We start from the raw sequence: 23,573 nt of genomic DNA, 5'->3' as shown, positions 1-23,573 counted from the left end.
ACAGTTCAGTAAAAAATTAAAAAAAGGTTACGTAACATCTAATACATTTACGTAACCTTTTTAATTTAATACTGAAATTTATGCTTTTCAAAATTATCTTAACCATTCATATTATTTCCGGGTTTACTGGATTACTATTGGGAACCGTACTTTTAATTCGCAAAAAAGGAGATGTCATTCACAAAAAACTTGGCAAAGTATTTACTTTGGCAATGGTTTCAACTGGATTATGTGCTTTCTACCTTTCGTATGTACACCCTAACTTATTCCTTTTTATAGTAGGTGTATTTACAATTTACCTGTCTATTTCAGGTTATAGAATGATTCAATTAAAAAAGGCTCATCTGGGTCAAAAACCTCAAATAGGCGATACAATCTTGACTATTCTCATGCTTATATCCAGTATAATTTTCTTTTATATTGGATTTAAATATATAGTAGCAAAACAAATCTTCGGGATAGTATACATTCTGTTTGGAAGTATTAGTTTGCGATTGTGTTCCGTTGAATACAAAGCTTACACCGGAAAAGTAACTGATAAACTATATGGATTAAAGAATCATATTGGCAGAATGACTGGAGCCTATATCGCCGCTTTTACGGCATTCCTTGTGATTAACAATACCTTTTTACCTCCAGTTTTAGCATGGAGTTTACCAGGAATTATTGGTGGTATTTTCATCAGCAGAACATTACGAAAATTGAAATCTCAAAAATTAAATCATTAAAAATGAAAAAAAACATACTACTGGTATTACTACTTTTACTATCATTTTTAAGTAAAGCCCAATCAGCAAAAATTGACACAATCCCTTTTACAACTAAATCTTCATTATTAGTTTTTAAGGGACAAATAAATGGAATTCAAACTGATTTTGTGTTAGACACAGGCGCGTCGCTTGGCGTGGTCACATCAGCAAAAGCTACTAGCGCTAATATCAAAATTACTGGAAAAAAGAATATTACTGACAGTAATGAACATGTAAACTCCATGAAAGAAGCAATGATTGAAACAGTAACTATAGGATCTTTCGAAATTAAAAATGTGAAAAGTATAGTGCATGATATGCCCTTTTTATCTTGTAATGATTATTATTTACTAGGTGCAAATGCTATCAACAAGCTAAATTGGAAAATTGATTTTGAAAAAAATCTTTTATACGTATCAAAATCAACTTTTGAATATTCTAGTGAAATGCTTGAAATGCCCATTACTTATAAAAACAACCGACATTTTACTACTTTTAGCATCAATGAAACAGTATTCAAAAATTGCTTAGTAGACTTAGGTTATAACGACTTCTTTGAAGTTTCTGAAAAAGAACCCTTTTTTAAAAAACTAAAACAAGAAAATCAAGATGCAATAATTTCTGGTTCACGATTGACAATGAGTATTTCCAATATAAAAATCAACCAGTATGAAAGTTTTAGTTTTGATAATTTGATTATAGGTAACAAAAGATTTGACGATTTAAAAATAGAGATTCGAGCAAATATTGAAAATAAAATCGGACTCAAATTCTTCTCTCAATTATCCTCTATTTTGATACTAAACAATGACATTTCAAAATATTATTTGAAACTTTCAAACCAACCTATTTCTCTACAAATGAGTTTTGATGCCGATTGTTATTTGAAAAATGGCAAATTAATAATCATGGGTAAGAACAACAATTCTGAAAGTTCAGCAAAAGAATTAGAAACAGAAGAGGAAGTAAAATCAATAAATGGTTTAACGGCAACTGATTTTAAAGACGAATGTGACTTTTTATTATGGAGAATTGGAAATCTTAAAAAAGACAACTATGAAATAGAAAAGTTGAATGGACAAAAAATCATTATAAAAAAACAAGTCCTTAAATCATAATTCTAAAATAAATTGGTGAACTTTACATATCGAATATACTTGTTACATTCCCATTTTATTAAATAATTTAAATGTACATCAATAATCCAAACATAAAACTTCCTGAAGATCCAAATACTGTTGTTTGGAAATATCTTGACTTATCTAAGTTCTTAGATTTATTGATGTCCGAAAAATTATTTATGTCACGATCCGATAAATTCGAAGATCAATATGAAGGCACTTTTAGCGAACCCACTTTTGAGGAAATAAAAAAACTATCAATAGATAATCCTGACTTTTTAAACTATTATAAAACACATCGCGAAAAAGTAGCGATTAGCAGTTGGCATATCAACGAATACGAATCATTTGCCATGTGGCAGATTTTCACGCAAAACAGCGAGGGTTTAGCGATTCAATCTACAATTGGGCGTTTGCAGGAATCGCTAGTTCCTGAAACTAATTTCAATCAATACATTGGAGAAGTAAATTACATCGATTACAAAAAAGAGCACATTCCGTTTGACGATATGTTTTTTCCTTTTTTATTCAAACGAAAAAGTTTTCAGTATGAAGGCGAAGTACGCATCATCACAGACATTGGTAAAAACGACATCAAAATTAATGAAGGATTGAAAATCAATGTGAATATCAATCAATTGATTGAAAAAATATACATTCATCCCAAATCCGAAAACTGGTATAAAAATCTGGTCATTCAGTTAGTGAAACAACTTGGATTTGATTTCACCATTGAAAAATCAGACTTGGAAAGTGATATTTTGATTTAATGACATTCTTTTAAACTGGCTCGTAACCAATAATTTTCCATTCTTTCTTTGACAAATCGATGTAGTAATAATTCACCACATCTTTCTTATCAAACTCTCCGTTTTTATTGGTGTCCTCAACCGTTCTATAGTACAAACGATTATTAGAACCAATCAATTTCCAGTCGATTAATTCCTGAAAATCAGAAGATATTTTAGTGAATTTTTCACCGCTGATTTCGCTTAAATACAAGGCTTTAATATCACTTGTATCTAATTTTCCATCTTTGTTTGTATCCATGTCCACCATCGTGTACACCATAATCTGGTTATTGGTTTTATCAGCAACCGACTTCAGATACGTAGCAGTTTGAATCAAAACAGGTTTCTCTGTCAATTTTCTAATGGAATCCGAATCAACTTTTTGAAATTTCAAATTCTGCAAAAAACCGGTGATTTCAAATTCGCCATAATTGGATATCGTAAAACTCAAATCGTTCACGCTGGAAGAGCCATATCTCGATTTTATTCCTTTCTCACGAATACTTAAATCCGCAACAGGATGAATCAAATAATCCGTTCCTTCCATTTGAAGTGGCAAATCGGCAATTTGTATTTGGGTAGAATCAGTTTTGGCCAGTTCTTTTGCTCTACTTATTCCATCGTAAGTAACTTTTGGTTTTTCAACCTCCTCTTTACAACTGGTCAAAAGTAAAATTGCGATTCCTAATATTGTGATATGTAGTTTTTTCATGTTTTTGCACTATTAAAATTCAAATGTAATCATTTTTAAAAATGGTAACGTCATTCGATACTTGATTTAACGAATTAAAATTGGGTTAAACATTAATACTTTTAACGGTTATAACCTCGCAGTCAATTTCAAATTAAAAACTCTGGTTGTCATATAATTCGGAATTGCATATTGATTTTTAGAATATACATCCCGAACCCAAGTATTGGTTATGGCATTTTGATTGTCAAAAAGATTAAAAATCTCCAACCCTATTGCTAACTCTTTAAAATCTTTAAACCAACCCGTATTCTTTTTTACGGTTGTGTTGTCTATAAAAACTTTAGAAAAACCTACATCCACACGCCGGTAATCATTCAATCTGTTTTGGTATAAATAAGGATCAACATACGATGGCGAACCGCCGGGCAATCCAGTATTGTAAACCAAATGCAAGTACAATTTAATACTTGGAATATTAGGCATGTAATCTTGGAATAAAAGTCCAAATTTCAATCTCTGGTCTGTAGGTCTGGCAATATATCCTTTATCATTGCTGTTTTCTTCTGTCTTCAAATAGCCAAAACTAAACCACGATTCAGTTCCGGGAACAAATTCCCCGTTCAAGCGAACATCCAATCCTTGCGCATACGCGGTGGCATTATTATTCGCTGCATATCGAATGCGAACGTTGTCGATCGTGTACGTATTTACATCCGTCAACGATTTATAATACAACTCCGAAACCAACTTGAAAGGACGATTCCACATCTTGAAACTATAATCATTCCCAAAAACAACATGCACTGATTGCTGCGCCTTGGTATTAGGTTGCACCATTCCATCCGCATCTCTCAATTCTCTGTAAAAAGGCGGCTGATGGTATAATCCTCCCGAAAGTCTAAAAACCATATCTTTCTCCCAATCTGGTTTTATGGCAAATTGTGCTCTTGGACTGAAAGTAATTTGGGATTCGCCAGATATATCAGAACCTGTAACTTCCCAATTGTGTAAACGTATTCCGGCATTATACCAAACTTCACTCGAACCAATATTCGATTTTAAACTCCATTGACCATAACCCGAAAATCTATTGATGGAGTTAAAATTTGTCGCTCTAATATTTTGATACGGAACAAGCGGTCCGGTGTAAGGTGAATACGGCTGATCATTTTTTGGCAAATCAATAATGGGTGGATTCAATGAAAAACCAGCCGAATCAATTACCTCCCACTCTATTATTCTGTCACGAATAGATTCTCGTGTATATTTTATTCCCCATTCAAATTGGTTTTCTTTCCAATCATGAAATCCTTTTATCTCTGTATTTACAATCAGCGCATCCAAATCGTTTCTGGCATGACTTAGTTGCGAACCAATTCCTCTTGTAAATGCAACTTCTCCAAAAGTTTCTGACCCAATACTGGAATCCACTTCGCCTAAACGGTATTGTGCGAAAATATCAAAATATTCTTGTTCTAAAGTATGAAAAACAGAACCAATAAATTTCAATGTAAAATTATCAGAAATATTGAACGTTGTTTTTAAAGCTCCAAAATACGTGTCGTATTCGTCTTTTTCCTGACCTTCATAAAAGACCGTAAGTGCCATAGGATTATCTATGGTTCCAAAATTAGTCTGCCTAGTTAATGGCTGATATTGGTATTTATTTTGAGAAATATTCCCCAGAAAACTCCATTGCCATTTAGCCGAAGCTTGATAATTTATATTAGTTTGAATATCCGCAAAAGATGGTGTAAAATTCGTTTGAGTTTCTTGACTTTTTACTAAAAGGCTGTTATTTCTGTATCGAACTCCCGTTACTGCAGACCATTTTTTATCCTTGGAAACTGCATCGACAGAAAGACTTCCGCCAAGGAAACTCGCTTCAAGGCTTGCGCCAAATTTAACCGGTTTTCTATATGTAATATCTAAAACAGAAGATAATTTATCCCCAAACTTCGCTTGAAAACCTCCCGCCGAAAAATCAACATTTTGCACTAAATCCGTATTGGTAAAACTTAACCCTTCTTGTTGTCCCGAGCGAATCAGGAACGGACGGTAGACTTCAATTTCATTTACATATACCAAATTCTCGTCATAATTCCCACCGCGCACAGCATATTGTGTACTCAATTCGTTATTTGAGTTTACTCCCGGTAAGGTTTTTAAAATGTTTTCGATTCCGGCATTGGCTCCGGGAATTTTCCGAATCATTTCAGGCTCAATTGTTGCAACACCCTGAATCAACTTTCTGTTATTCGATGTAACAATAACTTCTCCCATTTGTTCTTCCTGATCGCTCATTACTGGATTGAACTCCTTTTGTTCATTGGTATCCAAAGAAAAAATAACTGTTATTTTTTTCAAAGAAACATGCGTAAAAACAAGTGTTACTTTTTCGTTTGCAGGAACTTTTAAATCGTAAAAACCATTTTTATTGGATTGAGTTCCAATACTGGAATAAGAAACATTTACGTTATCTACCGGTTGATTGTTTTTGTCTAAAATAACTCCTTTTATTCTAGCCGTTTGAGCCAATAAAGGTAGGCTGACTAAAAACAAATAGAAAACAAAAATTAATTTATTAGTACTCAAATGATTTGGTTTTTATTTTTTTTGGCTTTTAAAAAAACGAGTTTCAAAGGTAGTTGAATTTCCAACATTATCAATCACCACAACTTTTAAATCATTGGCGCCATCAGCAACAATTCCATCACTGAAATAATGAGTCAGTTTTCTAGTCTTGTTATCATATTCTAATAATACCCATTTTCCGTTTAAATAACCATTGTATGATTTTATACCTGACAATTCATCGTAAATAGAGAGCTGAATGGTTTTTTGGTCATTAATCCATTTTCCTTCAACAGGAACAGCCATAGTTACTTTTGGTGCAACCGTATCCGCAACCAAAGCATATTTTCCTAAAATTTTAACCTTGGTATTGAAAACGTTGTCTTTTCTGTAGGTTGGATTATAATTTACTTTTTTTCCTTCAATTCTCCCAATGAACATTTTTTCTCTTTGCGCTTCAGTCGATTTTGTGTCTTCAATTGAAACCGTAAAATTAGTATGAGCAGGAACAGTTTCGTCGTGTAAAAACAACGTATCATTTTTCACATCAAAATTCAAATCAAAATCTTCGTAAAAAGTTCCTGCAGGAAAGAAAACCGACATATTTGCTAAAGCAAAATTACTGTCTTTATTAGCTTTTACAAAATAGTCCGATTGTACTGGCTCTGGACTTATTATTGTAGACAATAAATCATATTGAATAGGAATAGCTATTGTTTTTTTATTTCCAAAGAAATCCGAAACTTCAATGCGATACAGCGAGGCTAAATTTGGAGTTACCTGCAAAACACCTTTATTTTCATCGGCTTGGATAATGCTCAAATTATACGGGTTTTTCATGAATAATTTCTGAACACGCTGTTGCATTTTCTTATATCTCGAATAATCAATCAGCGCATTAATATAACGCATGTCGTCAAATGAATAGGTATTAAATTCATATCCGAAATTGGGTTTCCCATTATAAAAAGACTGTACCTTGTACACTCCGTTATTATTAAACGAGACAACATCAGTGTCATAAGCCGAAATCCCAAAACCTATTGTACCATTTGCAACTACTTTATCTGAAAGGTACGTACCGTCTTTTTGTAATGAAACATTCAGTAACAAAGGGCGCTTAGAATGATTGACCGTAGTTTTTGAATCCAAAGGATATACATAAACTCCGGAGACAATTGGTTTCTTAGTATCTTTTAAAAATTTATTGTACCCAAAAAGCATCGGATTAATTATAAATTCTGTTTTGGAATCACGAAATTCAAAATGCAAATGCGGACCTTCTGAAGCACCAGTATTTCCTGAGAAAGCGATGTTTTCTCCTTTTTTAACTACCATTTCATTTGGCTTAAAAAACATTTCAATTTCAAACGATTGTTCTTTGTAATGCGTTTTCTTGATGTAGTTTTCTATTTCACCGTTGGCCATTTTTAAGTGTCCATAGACTGATGTAAAACCATTAGGATGGTTGATATAAATTGTTTTTCCGTTACCAAAAGTTGATATTTTGATTCTTGACACATAACCATCGGCTACGGCATACACTTTTAATCCCTCTTTTTGTTGCGTTCTCAAATCGAAACCTGCATGAAAATGATTGGGTCTTAACTCCCCAAAATTCCCAGATAATTGCATCGGAATATCTAATGGAGGTCTAAAATAATCTTTTGGATAGTCCACTTGTGCAAAAACAGAAGTGCAAAAAAATAAAAAAAATACAGGAAATCTCATTGTTTACATTTTTGCTAAGATAAAAAAAGTATTCAAAACAGCACTAAAAAAAATGGTTCGTAACCATTTGTACAACTGATATTTAATTAATTTAATGCAAAAAAAATAATAAAATATTGCAAAATTAAAAAGGAATACTAACTTTGTATGATTATGTAATGAATAAGATATATAATGAGTGCAATTGCAGAAATTATTGATAATCTTGAAAATAAGATTGAAAAACTTTTCACAAAAATGAAAGGTTTGGAGAAAAATAATCAAGATTTGAAAAACGAATTAACAAAAACTGCATCCATAATACAAACTCAGTCACAAGAGATTGAAGCGCTAAAAACGCAGTATGAAACACTCAAAGTAGCAAATACATTACTAGGCAGTGACGATAATAAAAGAGATACGAAGCTTAAAATAAATTCATTAATTCGCGAAATTGATTACTGTATAGCACAGCTATCAGATTAATAAAAGATATGGACGAAAAGCTTAAAATTAAAATATCAATCGCAGACAGAGTCTACCCGTTAACGGTTGATTTCTCGCAGGAAGAAGGCCTTAGAAGCGCTTCTAAAAAAATTGATAAGATGATAAAGCAATTTGAAGAAAATTATGCTGTTCGTGACAAGCAAGATGTATTGGCAATGTGTGCTTTACAATTTGCCTCACAAACGGAACAAAAACAAATTGATAATGCCATAGATGGAGAAGCGACCATCGAAAGAATAAAAAAAATCAATGCGATTTTAGATCAATATCTCGACAAATAAACGTTCTTTACAGAAACTAAGATACTGCCTACATTAGTTCATATTTGGTAAACTCAACACTAACAATTTAGAATGAGCAAATCATCGTTACTATAGCAAGCCAATTCAGTTTGGAAGCTTGAACAACGAGTTAGCTCAAAACTTGTCTTTTCGAGTTTATTCAATCACTCTAATGTAGGCTTTTTTATATATAAATTTTAACAAACATGGACAACATATTAACGATTATTATTTCAGGAATTATAGGTATTGCGGGAGGTTTTGGTATTGCAAAACTGATAGAAAAAAGCAATATTTCAAACTTAATTAAAAACGCAAAAAAAGAAGCAGCATCAATTTTAAAAGATGCAAATCTGGAAGCTGAAAACATAAAAAAAGATAAAATTCTTCAAGCAAAAGAGAAATTTATTGAATTAAAATCAGAGCACGAACAAGTTATTTTATCCCGTGATAAAAAGGTTGCTGAAATAGAAAAAAGAGTTCGCGATAAAGAATCTCAAATTTCTAATGAATTATCAAAAGCTAAAAAAGTAAATGATGATTTTGAATCTAAAACTTTAGAATACACCACTAAAATTGAAAACTTAGATAAGAAACAAACTGAAGTTGACAAACTACATAAAAGTCAATTACAACAATTGGAAGTTATCTCTGGTTTATCCGCGGAAGAAGCTAAAGATCAATTAGTAGAAGGACTGAAAGCAGAAGCAAAAAGCAAAGCAATGTCTCATATTCAAGATACTATTGAAGAGGCTAAATTAACCGCACAACAAGAAGCTAAAAAAATCATTATCAATACCATTCAAAGAGTTGGTACAGAAGAAGCAGTAGAAAACTGTGTCTCTGTATTTAACATTGAATCTGATGACGTAAAAGGTCGAATCATTGGTCGTGAGGGTAGAAATATCCGCGCACTGGAAGCGGCTACTGGAGTTGAAATCATCGTAGATGATACACCGGAAGCTATTATCCTTTCTTGTTTTGATCCTGTACGTAGAGAAATTGCGCGTTTGGCATTACATAAATTGGTAACTGACGGAAGAATTCACCCGGCTCGTATTGAAGAAGTAGTTGCAAAAACTGCGAAACAAATTGACGATGAAATTATAGAAGTTGGTAAACGTACCGTTATCGATTTAGGAATTCACGGATTACATCCTGAATTGATTAAAGTAGTAGGACGTATGAAATACCGTTCTTCTTACGGACAGAATTTATTGCAACACTCACGTGAAGTTTCTAAACTTTGCGGAATCATGGCTGCTGAATTAGGACTAAACGTAAAACTGGCTAAAAGAGCTGGTTTATTACATGATATTGGTAAAGTTCCAGATGCTGAAAGTGATTTACCACACGCTTTATTAGGAATGCAATGGGCTGAGAAATACGGTGAAAAAGAAGAGGTTTGTAACGCTATTGGAGCACACCACGATGAGATTGAAATGAAATCATTATTATCTCCAATTATCCAGGTTTGTGATGCTATTTCAGGTGCAAGACCAGGAGCGAGAAGACAAGTATTGGACTCTTATATTCAACGTTTAAAAGATCTTGAAGAAGTAGCTTACGGATTCAGCGGTGTGAAAAATGCTTATGCAATTCAAGCCGGTAGAGAACTTCGTGTAATCGTTGAAAGCGAAAAAGTTTCTGATGAAAATGCGGCAAGCTTATCTTTCGATATCTCACAAAAAATCCAAACAGAAATGACGTATCCAGGACAAGTTAAAGTAACTGTAATTCGTGAAACTAGAGCTGTGAATATTGCTAAATAAAAAGTAGTTATTCTACATTTATTGAAAAGACGTATTGATATAAAATCAGTACGTCTTTTTTTTTATTTTCATTATTTCAAATTTGAATTCTTTCTGGGATGAAATGAATTTAGGACTTGCGTCAAAAACGTTCGGTCAAGATGTACGTATATTTCTGTTGTCGTTATCGATTCATGACCAAGCATCAATTGTATAGAGCGTAAATCAGCTCCGTTTTCTAAAAGATGAGTTGCAAAAGAATGTCGCAAAGTATGCGGACTTATCGTTTTATTCAAATCTATTTTAACTGCTAAATTTTTAATAATAGTAAAAATCATGGCTCTAGTGAGTTGCTTCCCTCTTCTATTTAAAAAAAGCGTATCCTCAAAACCTTTTTGAATAGTAATGTGCGTTCTTATAGTATTCCTATAAATTTGAATGTATTTCTGCGTCAAATCACTTATTGGCACAAAGCGCTGCTTATTTCCTTTACCCGTTATTTTAATAAAACCTTCCTCAAAGAACAAATCGGAAATTTTTAAAGAAATTAATTCTGAGACCCGTAATCCACATCCATAAAGTGTTTCAAGCATGGCACGATTGCGTTCGCCTTCGTTAGTAGTTAAGTCTATCGCAAAAATAAGACTATCAATCTCATCTACAGATAAAGTATCCGGAAGCTTCCTGCCCGTTTTAGGAGTTTCAATAAGTTCTAATGGATTGTCTACGCGATAATCTTCAAATATCAAATAACTAAAAAAACTTTTAAGACCTGAAATGATTCTGGCTTGTGAACGCGGATTAACTTCTTTAGCCACACTATAAATAAATTGCTGCACCGTTTCTTCTCCAATTTTTATTGGTGAAACAACAATTTCATTTTTAGTCAAAAAAAGACACAACCGTTCAATATCAAAAGAATAATTTTCTATTGTATTCTTTGACAAACCACGCTCAATTTTCAGATACGATTGATAACTCTTTATATAACTATCCCAATTCATGATTACAAAGTAACTCTTTTTTAGACATAAAAAAACCACTACTGAGAGTGGTTTTAATATAAGTAAAAGAAATGATTATTTTCCCCATTTACCGCCGCCCACATAAAATCCTAAATGGATCCCAACATAAGAATTAGCTACAGTACCTTGATTATTTCCATTGATATCTTGTAAATTAGATTCTGGCACTAAATTATATTCTAGTCCCATTCTGAATTTCCCCCACTCAAAACCACCACGAACTAATCCTCCTAGTTTACCGGTCGCTTCTACATTTACATCATCACTATTATCTGTATCATCCAATTCTACGTTTGCAATACTGTAATAACCGGCACCAGCACCTATGTATGGAACAAAAGATTTTCCAGCACCGTTGAAATAATAATCATAAGTAGCAACATAAGAACCATTAGCCGCCACTTTTGCGGTAGTAGTCGCACCAGAATCATTTATATCGCGAACGATCGCGGCTATTCCTATTCGTAAACCAACATTCATATTATCTTTAATATTATATTTTGGTTCTAATGAGAACAAAACTCCTCCGCCACCATTAGTAGGAACGCCCCCTAAATCTAAACCTACTCTAAATCCATCTTTTTTTTGTGAATAACCGTTGAAACCAACGAAAGTAATAAGTAATACTAAAATAACTCTTTTCATTTTTGATGTTTAATTGTTAATAACAAGATAAAAGTATATTAAATTTAAAGTAATACACTTCCTACCTAACATAAGTTATCAACATATTTAAATTATGGAGTTATATATTTAAACCTCCGGATTTGGGAGGTTTAGATATACATTTAAAATATTAGAATTTGTAAGTCCCTAAAATTTGAAAAACAGAATTTTTAGATCCAACTTCATCTAAAATAATTCATCTTGCAAACGTGTCAGTCTAAAATTATAACGTGCGCCAATCATAAAATTTTCTGTAATATCATATCTTAAACCAAAATTCAAACTTACATCTGTAGATTAAGCTGTCCTTAACGACCTCAGATTCTCCACTAGATTTTGATTTGGCAGATACCAGAATATCGATTTGATGGCCAAATTCCATACTAAAAGCATCCGCCACATAATATTTAGCCATAACTAGAATAGTAATGTAATCTAAAGGCAAATCTCCTCTTATCCTCTCAAAGTTAAAATAATCAAATAGCAGATGGCTTTTTAATAAAGAAACTCGATAAGTATCAAATTAAAAACAAAAAAATCAAAACATAATAGCCTGATTTAAAGTTTTCCACAACATCCATAACTAATTTCCATTCAAAAAACAGACCCATTCCGCAACTTAAAACAGCATAAACCTGATTTTAAAAGGAAGTAAATATTATAAGTAAAAAAAATAAAATTGTAATATTTCTATACTTTAAGAGTTTTATCTTGCAGGTTCAAATTAAGAACAATAATTAAATATCAATATTATGAAAAAGACAATTTTAGTTACCGTTTTACTGCTCGCAATTTCAAGTACCATGCAAGCGCAATTAGTCAAGTTCGGAATTAAAGCTGGTTTAAATTACGCTAATCAAACCGGAAGTGATATTACAATAAATAGTGGTAATTATGATAAGGAAGCTATTACCAGTTATCACGCCGGTTTAGTAGCCGAGATTAAGTTAACCGATGGTTTTTCTGTTCAGCCCGAATTATTATATTCGACACAAGGAGCAACATACAAATATGCAGCTACAGAATTCAAAAATGAATTAGGTTATTTATCCATTCCAGTTTTGGCAAAATTTAATTTAAATAAAACAGTCAGTCTTGATCTTGGACCACAAGCTTCATTTTTGTTAAGCGAAAGAAATGATTTTGATGTAGAAAACGCAGAAACTTTTGAGTTTGGAGTTGCCGGAGGTTTAACATTAAATGTTACAAAAAGCATTTTTCTACAAGGACGTTATGTATTAGGTCTTACTGAAGCATCTAAAGATGCAGATGTCAAGAACTCAGTAGTGCAAATTTCTGCTGGATTTAAATTCTAGAAATAATAAAATTAAATTTATCAAAACCGTTCTTTAAATTAGAACGGTTTTTTTATTTTTACCAAAACTGGAATTATGAAAATTAGTATCATCAACGGACCAAATCTCAATCTTTTAGGAAAACGCGAACCAGAAGTCTATGGTAGCTTAACTTTTGAAGAATATTTTACCACTTTACAAATAAAATTTCCAACAATAGAATTTACCTATTTTCAAAGTAATATTGAAGGTGAATTGATTGATAAAATTCAGGAATTCGGTTTCACTTACGATGGTATTATTCTAAATGCAGGCGCTTATACCCACACTTCCATTGGGATTGGAGATGCTATTAAAGCCATTACTACTCCAGTTGTTGAAGTACATATTTCGAATACATTTTCACGTGAAAGTTTCAGACACCAGTCCTACATTTCTGGAAATGCAAAAGGAGTAATTTTAGGTTTTGGTTTAAAGAGTTATGAATTGGCAATCCAATCTTTCTTGTAAGTCTTTAAATAAAAATATTCTTATAAATGTTAACAAATAATTAATAGCCTCTTTTTAAACTTCTTATATTTTTGTGAAAGAAAAAACTTTCATGAGAAAATACTACTTACTTCTAATTACTTTGGTATCATTTACCAACTATGCACAAATAAAAGGAACCATTTCTGATGAAAAGGGGAATCCTCTGCCATTTGTAACCGTTTTTCAAGAAGACACATACAATGGAACTACCTCAAATGAAGTAGGGAAATATGAACTTAACTTGAAGAAAACGGAAAAACAAATCGTAGTATTCCAATTTTTAGGTTTTAAAACGCAAAGAATAACAATTCAGAAGGATAAGTTACCGTATTCATTTGATGTTAAAATGATTGAAGAAAGTTATTCTTTGAATGAAGTTGTAATCAACACCAAAATCAATCCTGCACTAGCTATCATAAAAAATGCAATTGCCAGCAAAAAAGAAAATACTGAAAAAACGGCTCGATTCAATGCCGACTTTTATTCCAGAGGAATTTTCAAACTAAAAAATGCCCCTAAAAAAATATTGGGTCAAAAAATTGGCGACCTGAATGGTTCTTTGGACTCTACAGGAACCGGAATAATTTCATTATCTGAAACTTTTTCTAAAATTACTTTTGAAAAACCCAATAATTTAAAAGAAGTTGTAACTGCCTCAAAAGTAAGCGGAAGAGATAACGGCTACAGTTACAATACGGCCAGATCTTCTTTTTATGACTTCTATGATAATACGATTGATTTTGGAGTTAATATGATTTCTCCTATCGCAAATAATGCGTTCAATTATTACAAATACAAACTGGAAAGCACTTTTTATGATGCCAATAATCAAATGATCAATAAAATAAAAGTTACTGCAAAACGTGACAGCGAACCTGTTTTTGAAGGTTACATTTATATTGTTGAAGATTCATGGGCTATTTATGCCGTTGATTTAGATATAAAAGGATACCGAATGAAAGAGGAATTTGTCGATGTCATGACTTTAAAACAAAACTTCAGTTACAACAAAAGCAACAAAATTTGGGCTAAAAACACGCAAAGTCTTGATATTACAGCTGGAGCCTTTGGAATAAAATTCAATGGAAGATACACCTATGTCTACAGTAATTACGAATTTGTGAATTCCTTTGCTAAAAAAACGTTTACAAATGAAATTACAAGTGTCGAAATAAATTCAAATAAAAAAGATTCCATATTTTGGAATAGCAACAGACCCATTCCTTTAACAATCGAAGAAAGTGGTGATTACATTCGAAAAGACAGTATTTACAAGGTTCGAAATTCTAAAAAATATTTAGATTCTGTTGATACAAAAGGCAATAAATTCAAACTACTAAAACTACTTACGGGTTATACTTATAAAAATAGTTCCGAGAAAAACTCCTTTAGTTATGAAGGACTACTAAATCTGGGTTCTCTAAGTTTCAATTCCGTACAAGGTTATAATTTTGATTCGGGATTTAGATACACCAACTGGAAAAATCAGGAAAGTAAAGGAATTTACACTTCTATAAGTACAAAACTCAATTACGGTTTTGCCGAAGATCGTCTGCGTGTAACTGGACAATTTATCCATAGATTCAACAACCAGAATTATGCCACTTTATACCTAACAGGAGGTAATTCAGTAAAACAATTTAATCCTAACGAACCTATAAGTAAAGTTATAAACACGATAAGTTCATTAGCTTTCAAGAACAATTTTATGAAGTTGTATAATCTGGAATCAGCTGCAATTGGCTATAGCCAAGATATTGCAAATGGTGTGAATCTAAATGGGAAGATAGAATACCAACAGCGAAAACCCTTATTCAACAATACTGATTTCTCCTATTTCAATAAACACGATTTATATACTTCAAATAATCCGCTAGCAACGGATGATTTCACCACTCCCGCTTTTGAAAAACATCATTTGACGAAAACCAATCTAAATGCAAGAATCAATTTTGGTAATAAATATTCTTCCCGTCCAGATGGAAAATATAACATTAGAAATGAAAAATATCCTACTCTATTTTTAGGATATGAAAAAGGATTTGCAGCCAATGAAAAGAAATATGAATTTGACCATGTTAATGCACGATTAACTTATGATTTAAAATTGGAAAATAAAGGAACTATAGGAATGAATATAAAAGCCGGAAAATTTCTGAATGCAGAAAACATCTCCTTTATAGATTACAAGCACTTCAATGGAAATCAAACACACATAGGACAGACAGAACGTTATTTGAATGTTTTTAACTTATTGCCATATTATTCTAACAGTACAAACAATCGTTATTTTGAGGCCCACGCAGAGTACACTGACGAAGGTTATATTATGAATAAAATCCCACTGTTGAATAAATTAAAATCAACTTTAATACTGGGTGCACATACACTTTCTACACCAAATGTTAAGCCCTATAGAGAATTTACGGTTGGTTTAGATAATTTAGGCTTTGGTAAATTTAAAATGCTTCGTGTCGATTATGTGCGTTCCTATCAAAATGGTTTCCAAGGCAACGGAGTAGTTTTTGGACTTAAATTTTTAAATATTTTAGAGTAAAACTTCAGTTTAACAACAATAAAAAAGGCACGAGAAATATTCTTCTTGTGCCTTTTTTAGTTTTTATAAATTTCAAAAATGACTTAAATAATAAAATTAATTCGGTTCCACATGAATCAAAACGTGACCTAATTCCGGGATTTCCTCTCTCAAGGTATCTTTCAGTTTGTGTGCTAAGTCATGCCCTTCTTTTACTGTAATATTCGAATCCACAATTGCATGTAAATCTACATGATATTGCATTCCTGCTTTTCGAATAAAACACTTTTCGGTATCTATTATTCCATCTACTTGAAGAGAAACAATTCTAATTTGCTCTATCAAATCATCGTATAAATGTTCATCCATTATTTCGCCCAAAGCAGGTCTGAATATTTGATAACTGTTATAAAGAATGAATCCAGAAGCAAAAAGTGCTGCCCAATCATCAGCTGATTCGTATCCATTACCTAAAATCAAAGCAATAGAAATCCCAAGAAATGCTGCTACAGATGTTATTGCATCGCTGCGATGGTGCCAAGCATCTGCTCTTAATGAGGAACTATTGGTTTGAATGCTTCTTTTCATTACTACACGAAAGGAATACTCTTTCCAAATAATTATTGCCCCAAGAACGATTAATGTCCATGGTTTTGGTAATTGATGCGGCGTACCAATATTGATGATACTTTCATAAGCTATAATAGTAGCTGAAGTGATTAAAAAACCTACTACCAAAAAAGTGATTAATGGTTCAGCTCTTCCGTGTCCATAAGGATGATTTTTATCTGCTGGTTTATTAGAATATTTGATTCCAAATAAAACTAAAAATGAAGCAAAAATATCTGTTGTAGATTCAATTGCATCCGCTATTAAAGCATACGAATTCCCAAAAAAACCTGCCAGACCTTTAATAATGGCCAAAGATGTATTTCCAATAATACTAAAATAAGTGGCCTTTATCGCTGTTTGTTCCGTTGACATGATCTTTTTATAAAGATGAATTAAAACTAAAAACGTTTAAGTAAACCGTATTGAATCATTAAATTCAAATCCTATTGGTTTACTTAAACGATATTTTATAATTATTTATTTGATTTATGCGCGAACAATATTAGCTCCAATGGCTCTCAATCGTTCGTCTATGCGCTCGTACCCTCTGTCAATTTGTTCAATATTCTGAATGGTACTCGTTCCTTTTGCTGAAAGCGCTGCAATCAATAAAGAGATTCCCGCACGAATATCTGGTGAAGACATTGTTGTGGCTTTCAATTGTGATTTGAAATCGTGTCCCATAACAACCGCTCTATGCGGATCACACAACATGATTTTAGCTCCCATATCGATTAATTTATCCACAAAGAACAATCTGCTTTCAAACATTTTTTGATGAATCAATACATCACCTCTCGCTTGAGTGGCAACTACAAGAACAATACTCAATAAATCTGGAGTAAATCCAGGCCAAGGCGCATCAGCAATTGTTAAAATAGAACCGTCAATATCAGTTTTTACTTCATACCCATCTATGTGAGCAGGAATGTAAATATCATCTCCTTTTCGTTCCAGTGTAATTCCTAGTTTTCTGAAAGTATTAGGTATAACTCCCAAGTTATCCCAACTTACATCTTTTATCGTAATCTCCGATTTTGTCATTGCAGCAAGGCCAATCCAACTTCCTATTTCAATCATATCTGGAAGAATTCTATGCTCACAACCGCCTAAACTTTCAACACCTTCAATAGTCAATAAGTTTGATCCAACACCTGTAATTTTAGCTCCCATGGAGTTTAACATCTTACATAATTGTTGCAAATAAGGCTCACAAGCAGCGTTATAAACCGTTGTTCTTCCTTTAGCCAAAACTGCAGCCATAACAATATTAGCTGTTCCGGTTACGGATGCTTCGTCTAATAACATATCAGCACCTTTCAATCCTTTAGGTGCTTCTACACCATAAAAATGATCTTCTCTATTGTAACGGAATTTTGCTCCAAGATTTATAAATCCTTCAAAGTGAGTATCTAATCTTCTACGGCCAATTTTATCTCCACCTGGTTTTGGAATATATCCTTTTCCAAATCGTGCCAAAAGTGGTCCAACAATCATAATAGATCCACGAAGAGAACCGCCTTCTTTCTTGAATGCTTCGGTTTCTAAATACTGAATATTCACTTCATCAGCTTGAAAAGTATACGAACCAGATCCAGTTTTTTGGATTTTAACGCCTAAATTTCCTAAAAGTGTAATTAGTTTATTGATGTCAATAATATCAGGAATATTATTAATAATCACTTTTTCAGGTGTTAAAAGAACAGCACATAAGATTTGTAATGCTTCATTTTTTGCACCTTGTGGCGTGATTTCTCCTTTAAGACTAATGCCGCCTTCGATTTTAAAAATTCCCATATTGATAAGTTATGAATTATTAGTAATGAGTTAAAATTTACGAGTTAAAAGTTAGTACTGAAAAAATTAAAAAACTTATAACTCCTATTTTATAACTGACTTACAACGGTTTTCTATTTTGATTTTTGTGAGTCGGATTTGGTTTTCCTGTTTTTGTAATCTTATTACTTTGAATTTTTGGCGGACCAGCAGGTGAGATTTTATTAGAAACTCGCTTATTTGTTCGCAATAAATCAGTGGTATTAAGAAGCTCTTCGGTACTTTGAAGTAAATTTAATTTACCGCCTGACAATTCGTATAAATGTTCGAAAATAACATCATCCTTAACGGTGTCTTTGTTCCAACTCAAATAAGATTTTTTCATGTGATTAGCGATTACTTTCACTAAAGCACTTTTCATTTCACCATCTTCCCATTTATTGGCTACATCAATCATGTATTTTATGTTGTTGCCATAATACCTGTATTTTGGAAAATTCTGAGGATAACTTAACACATCCGGTTTCAATTGTAAAACCTCACGGGATGGAATTGGATAAGGAGAATCAGCCACCAATTTAAAATCAGACATGATAAAAATCTGATCCCACAACTTGTGTTGAAAATCAGGAACATCACGCAAATGTGGATTCAAACTTCCCATAACCTGAATAATGTATTTTGCCACTTTGTTGCGTTCTACATCATCTTCAATTTTAGTTGCCTGATCAATTAGTTTTTGCAAATGGCGTCCATATTCCGGAATAATCAAATGCGATCTTTCCGCATTATATTCCAAATGATGCACCACATCGTTCGAGTTTTCTTTAATATATTTTGAATTCATATTCGAATGTATATTTTTTAATCTTACATGCTCTTTTTCGAAGATTTGTAATCATTCGATTGTATATGCATCAAAATTTAGTTTTATATTTAAAGAGAAATAATCCCCTTAATTGTAGAAACTTCTAGGTATTTATCTACTATTTCTTGTGAATCTTTCATGGTTACGTCAATAGATATACTGGTAAACTTACCGGTCTTAGATTTTGTCGTTTTTATAACCGCTCCCATACAATCAAAAGCCAGTTGAACACGTTCGATATTATCATCTTCTGTTGGCACAATAAATTTAAACAAGTATTCAGCCGGCCATGAATTACTCAGGTCCAACTCTACTTTTAATCTATCATAAAATTCTTGAGTGTTCTTATCCATTTTCTATTTAAAAATAAAGGCAAATATACAGTTTCAAACGTAAATTATGAATTTTGAATTATGATTTTTTACCTAATATTATTTTAACCGCAATCATTTTTTCAAATCCCAATAAGTTTAAGTAAATTTGCCCCTTATTTTTTAAAGGTGCAGAAAGAAATCATAGTTATCATTGGCGGTCCAGGAACAGGTAAAACAACTATCATCGATGGTTTGGTAGCCAAAGGGCATTGTTGTTATCCCGAAATTTCACGGGAAGTAACTTTGGAAGCAAAAAAACAAGGAATCGAGCAATTATTCCTCGAAAAACCACTATTATTCAGTGAATTACTTCTTGAAGGAAGAAAAAAACAGTTTCATAATGCCTCAAAAGAGCCACATGAAGTCGTTTTTATTGACCGCGGAATTCCGGATGTTTTGGCTTACATGCATTATATTGGCGATAGCTATCCTGCCTCTTTTGACATCGCTTGTCGCGAACATACGTATTCAAAAATCTTTATTCTTCCGCCTTGGGAAGAAATTTATATTAGCGATCACGAACGTTATGAAAACTTCGAACAAGCTAAACTCATCTATAATCACCTTACAGAAACGTATCAAAGTTACGGCTACGAACTCATAGAAGTTCCTAAAGATACCCTGGATAACAGAATTCTTTTTATCTTAGATGAAATTTCTAAATAATTTTCAAGTTTAGAATTTACAATTTGGGATTTTTTCTACGAATTGAAATCTATAATCTATGCAAGAAGCGTTAGCTATTCTTCAAAAATATTGGAAACACGACAAATTCAGGTCGCTGCAAAAGGAAATTATCGATTCCGTTTTAAGTGGTCAAGATACCTTTGCATTGATGCCAACCGGCGGAGGAAAATCAATATGTTTCCAGATTCCGGCTATGATGAACGAAGGAATTTGTCTGGTAATTTCGCCATTAGTAGCATTAATGAAAGATCAAGTTGCTAATTTGCAAAAGCGAAACATCAAAGCGATTGCCTTAACTGGTGGCATCAGATCCGAAGAAATGATTGATTTATTGGATAATTGCCAATTCGGTAATTATAAATTCCTCTATTTATCTCCGGAACGCTTACAATCTGACTGGATTCTGGAACGAATAAAAAGCCTTCCCATAAACTTAATTACCATTGATGAAGCGCATTGCGTATCACAGTGGGGACATGATTTTCGACCTGCTTATTTGAAGATTTCTGCATTAAAAAAACATTTTCAAACAGTACCTTTCCTTGCATTAACAGCCACTGCAACTCCAAAAGTCAAAGAAGATATCATTACTGAACTGGGATTGCATGATGTGCAAGTTTTTGAGAAATCATTTGCAAGAAAAAATATCGCCTACATGGTTTTTGAAGTAGAAGATAAACTTTTCAGAATAGAACAAATCCTGAAGAAAAATCCAGAATCATCAATCATTTATGTTCGAAATAGAAAATCCTGTCTGGAAATTTCCTCTCAATTGAATGCGTTAGGATTTAAAGCAACGTATTATCACGGCGGACTTACGTCCAAAGAAAAAGATAAAAACATGCAGTTGTGGATGCATGAAGACGTACAGGTTATTGTGGCGACCAACGCCTTTGGGATGGGAATTGATAAAGCCAATGTAAAAACCGTAATCCACATTCAACTACCCGAAAATTTAGAAAATTATTACCAGGAAGCAGGACGCGCAGGAAGAAACGGAGAAAAAGCCTATGCCGTTTTACTAACAAGCCCTTCAGATATTATTCAGGCTGAAAGTCAATTTATAAATGTCCTTCCTGATAAAAAGTTCTTGAATCTCATGTATATCAAGCTCTGTAATTATTTCCAGATTGCTTACGGAGAAGGAATCAATGAGCAGTTTACATTTAATTTGCATCATTTTTGTTTAAAATATGAATTCCCAACATTGAAAACATACAATGCAATGCAATTTCTGGACAGACAAGGAATTATCAATTTGTCCCAAGAGTTCTCTGAAAAAATCACGTTACAATTTCTTATTCCTTCCAAAGAAGTGATTCGATATATGAGTTTGAATCCTAATGACGAGGAAATTATTTTGGCTATATTGCGAACATATCCCGGAATTTATGAAATGCAAACTGCTTTCAACTTACAATTGATTGCCAAAAAATCAAATCATAAGGAAGCCGAAATACAAGCAGTCTTACTTAAATTAAAAGGAAAGGATATAATAGAATATCATTCGAAAAATAATGATTCTATATTGATTTTTAATGAAATTCGGGAAGATGAAAGAACCATCAGTCGGGTTTCAAAATATTTAGAAAATCAAAATCAATTAAAAAAAGAACAACTTCACTCCGTTCTGAATTATATAAGCGAAAAAAAGGTTTGCAAGAACAAGCTTATCTTGCGTTATTTTGGAGAAAAAACTGATGTCGATTGTGGAATTTGTTCCTATTGCATTACCAAGAAAAACAAGAAAAAAAATAGCGCGTCACTTTCTGCAGCAATCATTACTTTATTACAATCCGAAGATTTGAATTCGAGAGACATACAAAACAGAACTAAAAACAACCCTGACGAAGTTATCTTTGTACTTCAGAATTTATTAGAAAACAACACTATTTTGGTTAAACCAAATAATAAATATACTTTAAGATCATAATGGAAAAATTACGAATTGTTTTTATGGGAACGCCCGAATTTGCAGTAGGAATATTAGACACAATACTAAAAAACAACTACGAAGTTGTAGGCGTTATTACTGCCGCAGACAAACCTGCCGGTCGTGGACAAAAATTAAAATATTCAGCGGTAAAAGAATATGCATTAGCCAATAATCTTACTTTATTACAGCCCGTAAATCTTAAAGACGAGACTTTTTTATCGGAATTGAAATCGTTGAATGCTAATTTACAGATCGTAGTTGCCTTTAGAATGTTACCAAAACTAGTTTGGGAAATGCCGGCGTTAGGAACTTTCAATCTTCACGCTTCACTCCTACCGAACTATCGCGGAGCCGCACCTATTAATTGGGCAATAATAAATGGAGAAACTAAAACAGGCGTAACTACTTTCTTTATTGATGATAAAATTGATACCGGCGCAATGATTTTAAGCTCGGAAACACCTATTGATGAAACCGAAAATGCAGGTCAACTGCATGACCGATTAATGGATTTGGGAAGCAAAACTGTTATTGATACTTTACAAATGATTGAAAAAGGAAATCTATCCACAATTATTCAAAAAGACACTGCCGATATTAAAACAGCATACAAACTTAATAAAGAAAACTGCAAGATTGATTGGACAAAATCAGCTTTAGAAATCAATAATCTTATTAGAGGTTTGAGTCCTTATCCAGCAGCTTGGTGTTTCATTCAGGATAAAAATGAAGAATGGAATGTAAAACTATATGAAGCTAAAATTGTTTTAGAAGACCATCATTACAATATAGGAAGTCTAATTTGTACCAAAAAAGAAATGAAGATTGCAGTAGAAAATGGATTTATTCATGTACTAAGTTTACAGTTTCCAGGTAAAAAGAAGATGAATACGCAAGAATTACTTAATGGAATTACATTTTCGACTGAAGCAAAAGCTCATTAACATCAATAAAAACGGGCATTTTATTCATTTTAATAAGAAACAACCTTAGTATTATTAACAAAAAAAATAAGTTATTAACAAAACAAACTAAAATCAAGCAAAACGCTTGCAAGGAACGTATTTCCTACTAAATTTGTGTATTAAC

21 protein-coding genes are annotated in these 23,573 nt (G+C 32.6%); 12 read left to right on the top strand and 9 right to left on the bottom strand.

The window, feature by feature from the left end; all coding sequences use genetic code 11:
- Positions 1–80 precede the first annotated feature (80 nt).
- The 3 genes from ACXX80_RS09565 (at position 81) to ACXX80_RS09555 (ending at position 2,640) form a co-directional block, all read left to right on the top strand.
- The gene (locus ACXX80_RS09565) at positions 81–728 is read left to right on the top strand and encodes a hypothetical protein (protein WP_458553007.1); all 648 of its coding nucleotides are present in this window, start codon (positions 81–83) and stop codon (positions 726–728) included.
- Positions 729–730: 2 nt separating this feature from the next.
- The gene (locus ACXX80_RS09560; protein ID WP_458553005.1) at positions 731–1,867 is read left to right on the top strand and encodes a retroviral-like aspartic protease family protein; all 1,137 of its coding nucleotides are present in this window, start codon (positions 731–733) and stop codon (positions 1,865–1,867) included.
- Positions 1,868–1,938: 71 nt separating this feature from the next.
- Complete coding sequence (locus ACXX80_RS09555) at positions 1,939–2,640, top strand: hypothetical protein (RefSeq protein ID WP_458553004.1); 702 nt, start codon at positions 1,939–1,941, stop codon at positions 2,638–2,640.
- A 10-nt stretch (positions 2,641–2,650) separates the two neighbouring features.
- Here the strand turns inward: ACXX80_RS09555 and ACXX80_RS09550 are convergent, their stop codons facing one another.
- The 3 genes from ACXX80_RS09550 to ACXX80_RS09540 all read right to left on the bottom strand — a co-directional run bounded on the left by ACXX80_RS09550 (position 2,651) and on the right by ACXX80_RS09540 (position 7,660).
- Positions 2,651–3,373: a hypothetical protein gene (locus ACXX80_RS09550; RefSeq protein WP_458553003.1), complete on the bottom strand. Its 723-nt coding sequence runs from the start codon at positions 3,371–3,373 to the stop codon at positions 2,651–2,653.
- A 108-nt stretch (positions 3,374–3,481) separates the two neighbouring features.
- A complete protein-coding gene (locus ACXX80_RS09545) occupies positions 3,482–5,950 on the bottom strand; it encodes a TonB-dependent receptor (RefSeq protein WP_458553002.1) in 2,469 nt (822 codons plus the stop codon).
- A 12-nt stretch (positions 5,951–5,962) separates the two neighbouring features.
- Positions 5,963–7,660 (bottom strand): M23 family metallopeptidase, encoded by a 1,698-nt coding sequence (locus ACXX80_RS09540; RefSeq protein ID WP_458553001.1) that lies wholly within the window; start codon positions 7,658–7,660, stop codon positions 5,963–5,965.
- A 174-nt stretch (positions 7,661–7,834) separates the two neighbouring features.
- On the opposite strand from ACXX80_RS09540, the gene ACXX80_RS09535 reads away from it, so the two are divergent.
- From ACXX80_RS09535 to rny, 3 genes are all read left to right on the top strand, one after another.
- Positions 7,835–8,125 (top strand): coiled-coil domain-containing protein, encoded by a 291-nt coding sequence (locus ACXX80_RS09535; RefSeq protein WP_458553000.1) that lies wholly within the window; start codon positions 7,835–7,837, stop codon positions 8,123–8,125.
- Between the two features lie 8 nt (positions 8,126–8,133).
- Positions 8,134–8,427 carry a cell division protein ZapA gene (locus ACXX80_RS09530; protein WP_282718127.1) on the top strand — a complete coding sequence of 98 codons (294 nt, stop codon included), beginning with the start codon at positions 8,134–8,136 and terminating at the stop codon, positions 8,425–8,427.
- Between the two features lie 206 nt (positions 8,428–8,633).
- A complete protein-coding gene (gene rny / locus ACXX80_RS09525; RefSeq protein ID WP_458552999.1) occupies positions 8,634–10,199 on the top strand; it encodes a ribonuclease Y in 1,566 nt (521 codons plus the stop codon).
- Positions 10,200–10,270: 71 nt separating this feature from the next.
- On the opposite strand, the gene xerD is transcribed toward rny, so the two are convergent.
- Entirely contained in the window at positions 10,271–11,182 is a 912-nt protein-coding gene (gene xerD, locus ACXX80_RS09520; RefSeq protein WP_458552998.1) for a site-specific tyrosine recombinase XerD, read from the bottom strand.
- A gap of 75 nt (positions 11,183–11,257) precedes the next feature.
- Positions 11,258–11,848 carry a hypothetical protein gene (locus ACXX80_RS09515; RefSeq protein WP_458552997.1) on the bottom strand — a complete coding sequence of 197 codons (591 nt, stop codon included), beginning with the start codon at positions 11,846–11,848 and terminating at the stop codon, positions 11,258–11,260.
- 773 nt (positions 11,849–12,621) lie between these two features.
- Here ACXX80_RS09515 and ACXX80_RS09510 point away from each other — a divergent pair.
- From ACXX80_RS09510 to ACXX80_RS09500, 3 genes are all read left to right on the top strand, one after another.
- Positions 12,622–13,185: a porin family protein gene (locus ACXX80_RS09510; protein WP_458552996.1), complete on the top strand. Its 564-nt coding sequence runs from the start codon at positions 12,622–12,624 to the stop codon at positions 13,183–13,185.
- A 75-nt stretch (positions 13,186–13,260) separates the two neighbouring features.
- Positions 13,261–13,674 carry a type II 3-dehydroquinate dehydratase gene (gene aroQ, locus ACXX80_RS09505; RefSeq protein ID WP_315211546.1) on the top strand — a complete coding sequence of 138 codons (414 nt, stop codon included), beginning with the start codon at positions 13,261–13,263 and terminating at the stop codon, positions 13,672–13,674.
- A gap of 91 nt (positions 13,675–13,765) precedes the next feature.
- Positions 13,766–16,252 (top strand): DUF5686 and carboxypeptidase regulatory-like domain-containing protein, encoded by a 2,487-nt coding sequence (locus ACXX80_RS09500; RefSeq protein WP_458552995.1) that lies wholly within the window; start codon positions 13,766–13,768, stop codon positions 16,250–16,252.
- Positions 16,253–16,348: 96 nt separating this feature from the next.
- Here the strand turns inward: ACXX80_RS09500 and ACXX80_RS09495 are convergent, their stop codons facing one another.
- From ACXX80_RS09495 to ACXX80_RS09480, 4 genes are all read right to left on the bottom strand, one after another.
- A complete protein-coding gene (locus ACXX80_RS09495) occupies positions 16,349–17,215 on the bottom strand; it encodes a cation diffusion facilitator family transporter (RefSeq protein ID WP_315211549.1) in 867 nt (288 codons plus the stop codon).
- Positions 17,216–17,329: 114 nt separating this feature from the next.
- Positions 17,330–18,640 carry a UDP-N-acetylglucosamine 1-carboxyvinyltransferase gene (murA, locus tag ACXX80_RS09490; RefSeq protein WP_417952666.1) on the bottom strand — a complete coding sequence of 437 codons (1,311 nt, stop codon included), beginning with the start codon at positions 18,638–18,640 and terminating at the stop codon, positions 17,330–17,332.
- 100 nt (positions 18,641–18,740) lie between these two features.
- Positions 18,741–19,466, bottom strand: coding sequence for a DUF4290 domain-containing protein (locus ACXX80_RS09485; RefSeq protein ID WP_458552994.1), 726 nt, complete (start codon positions 19,464–19,466; stop codon positions 18,741–18,743).
- Between the two features lie 89 nt (positions 19,467–19,555).
- A complete protein-coding gene (locus ACXX80_RS09480) occupies positions 19,556–19,840 on the bottom strand; it encodes a DUF493 family protein (protein WP_315211555.1) in 285 nt (94 codons plus the stop codon).
- Positions 19,841–19,987: 147 nt separating this feature from the next.
- Here ACXX80_RS09480 and ACXX80_RS09475 point away from each other — a divergent pair, with 147 nt between their 5' ends.
- Genes ACXX80_RS09475 through fmt form a run of 3 tightly spaced genes read left to right on the top strand, consistent with a single transcriptional unit; the run spans position 19,988 to position 23,428 of the window.
- Positions 19,988–20,527: an AAA family ATPase gene (locus ACXX80_RS09475; RefSeq protein ID WP_315211556.1), complete on the top strand. Its 540-nt coding sequence runs from the start codon at positions 19,988–19,990 to the stop codon at positions 20,525–20,527.
- A 58-nt stretch (positions 20,528–20,585) separates the two neighbouring features.
- Positions 20,586–22,481 carry a RecQ family ATP-dependent DNA helicase gene (locus ACXX80_RS09470; RefSeq protein WP_458552992.1) on the top strand — a complete coding sequence of 632 codons (1,896 nt, stop codon included), beginning with the start codon at positions 20,586–20,588 and terminating at the stop codon, positions 22,479–22,481.
- Positions 22,481–23,428, top strand: coding sequence for a methionyl-tRNA formyltransferase (gene fmt / locus ACXX80_RS09465; RefSeq protein ID WP_458552991.1), 948 nt, complete (start codon positions 22,481–22,483; stop codon positions 23,426–23,428). Before ACXX80_RS09470 ends, fmt begins: the two co-directional genes overlap by 1 nt.
- Positions 23,429–23,573: the final 145 nt, after the last annotated feature.

Source organism: Flavobacterium sp. GNP002, assembly GCF_054343795.1.
Note: the sequence above shows the minus strand (reverse complement) of the source record. Positions and strands in the feature narration are given on the sequence as shown.

Coding starts and splice junctions, on each gene's coding strand:
- ACXX80_RS09565 (WP_458553007.1), top strand. CDS start 81: ATGCTTTTCAAAATTATCTTAACCATTCATATTATTTCCGGGTTTACT.
- ACXX80_RS09560 (WP_458553005.1), top strand. CDS start 731: ATGAAAAAAAACATACTACTGGTATTACTACTTTTACTATCATTTTTA.
- ACXX80_RS09555 (WP_458553004.1), top strand. CDS start 1,939: ATGTACATCAATAATCCAAACATAAAACTTCCTGAAGATCCAAATACT.
- ACXX80_RS09550 (WP_458553003.1), bottom strand. CDS start 3,373: ATGAAAAAACTACATATCACAATATTAGGAATCGCAATTTTACTTTTG.
- ACXX80_RS09540 (WP_458553001.1), bottom strand. CDS start 7,660: ATGAGATTTCCTGTATTTTTTTTATTTTTTTGCACTTCTGTTTTTGCA.
- ACXX80_RS09535 (WP_458553000.1), top strand. CDS start 7,835: ATGAGTGCAATTGCAGAAATTATTGATAATCTTGAAAATAAGATTGAA.
- ACXX80_RS09530 (WP_282718127.1), top strand. CDS start 8,134: ATGGACGAAAAGCTTAAAATTAAAATATCAATCGCAGACAGAGTCTAC.
- rny (WP_458552999.1), top strand. CDS start 8,634: ATGGACAACATATTAACGATTATTATTTCAGGAATTATAGGTATTGCG.
- xerD (WP_458552998.1), bottom strand. CDS start 11,182: ATGAATTGGGATAGTTATATAAAGAGTTATCAATCGTATCTGAAAATT.
- ACXX80_RS09515 (WP_458552997.1), bottom strand. CDS start 11,848: ATGAAAAGAGTTATTTTAGTATTACTTATTACTTTCGTTGGTTTCAAC.
- ACXX80_RS09510 (WP_458552996.1), top strand. CDS start 12,622: ATGAAAAAGACAATTTTAGTTACCGTTTTACTGCTCGCAATTTCAAGT.
- aroQ (WP_315211546.1), top strand. CDS start 13,261: ATGAAAATTAGTATCATCAACGGACCAAATCTCAATCTTTTAGGAAAA.
- ACXX80_RS09500 (WP_458552995.1), top strand. CDS start 13,766: ATGAGAAAATACTACTTACTTCTAATTACTTTGGTATCATTTACCAAC.
- ACXX80_RS09495 (WP_315211549.1), bottom strand. CDS start 17,215: ATGTCAACGGAACAAACAGCGATAAAGGCCACTTATTTTAGTATTATT.
- murA (WP_417952666.1), bottom strand. CDS start 18,640: ATGGGAATTTTTAAAATCGAAGGCGGCATTAGTCTTAAAGGAGAAATC.
- ACXX80_RS09485 (WP_458552994.1), bottom strand. CDS start 19,466: ATGAATTCAAAATATATTAAAGAAAACTCGAACGATGTGGTGCATCAT.
- ACXX80_RS09480 (WP_315211555.1), bottom strand. CDS start 19,840: ATGGATAAGAACACTCAAGAATTTTATGATAGATTAAAAGTAGAGTTG.
- ACXX80_RS09470 (WP_458552992.1), top strand. CDS start 20,586: ATGCAAGAAGCGTTAGCTATTCTTCAAAAATATTGGAAACACGACAAA.
- fmt (WP_458552991.1), top strand. CDS start 22,481: ATGGAAAAATTACGAATTGTTTTTATGGGAACGCCCGAATTTGCAGTA.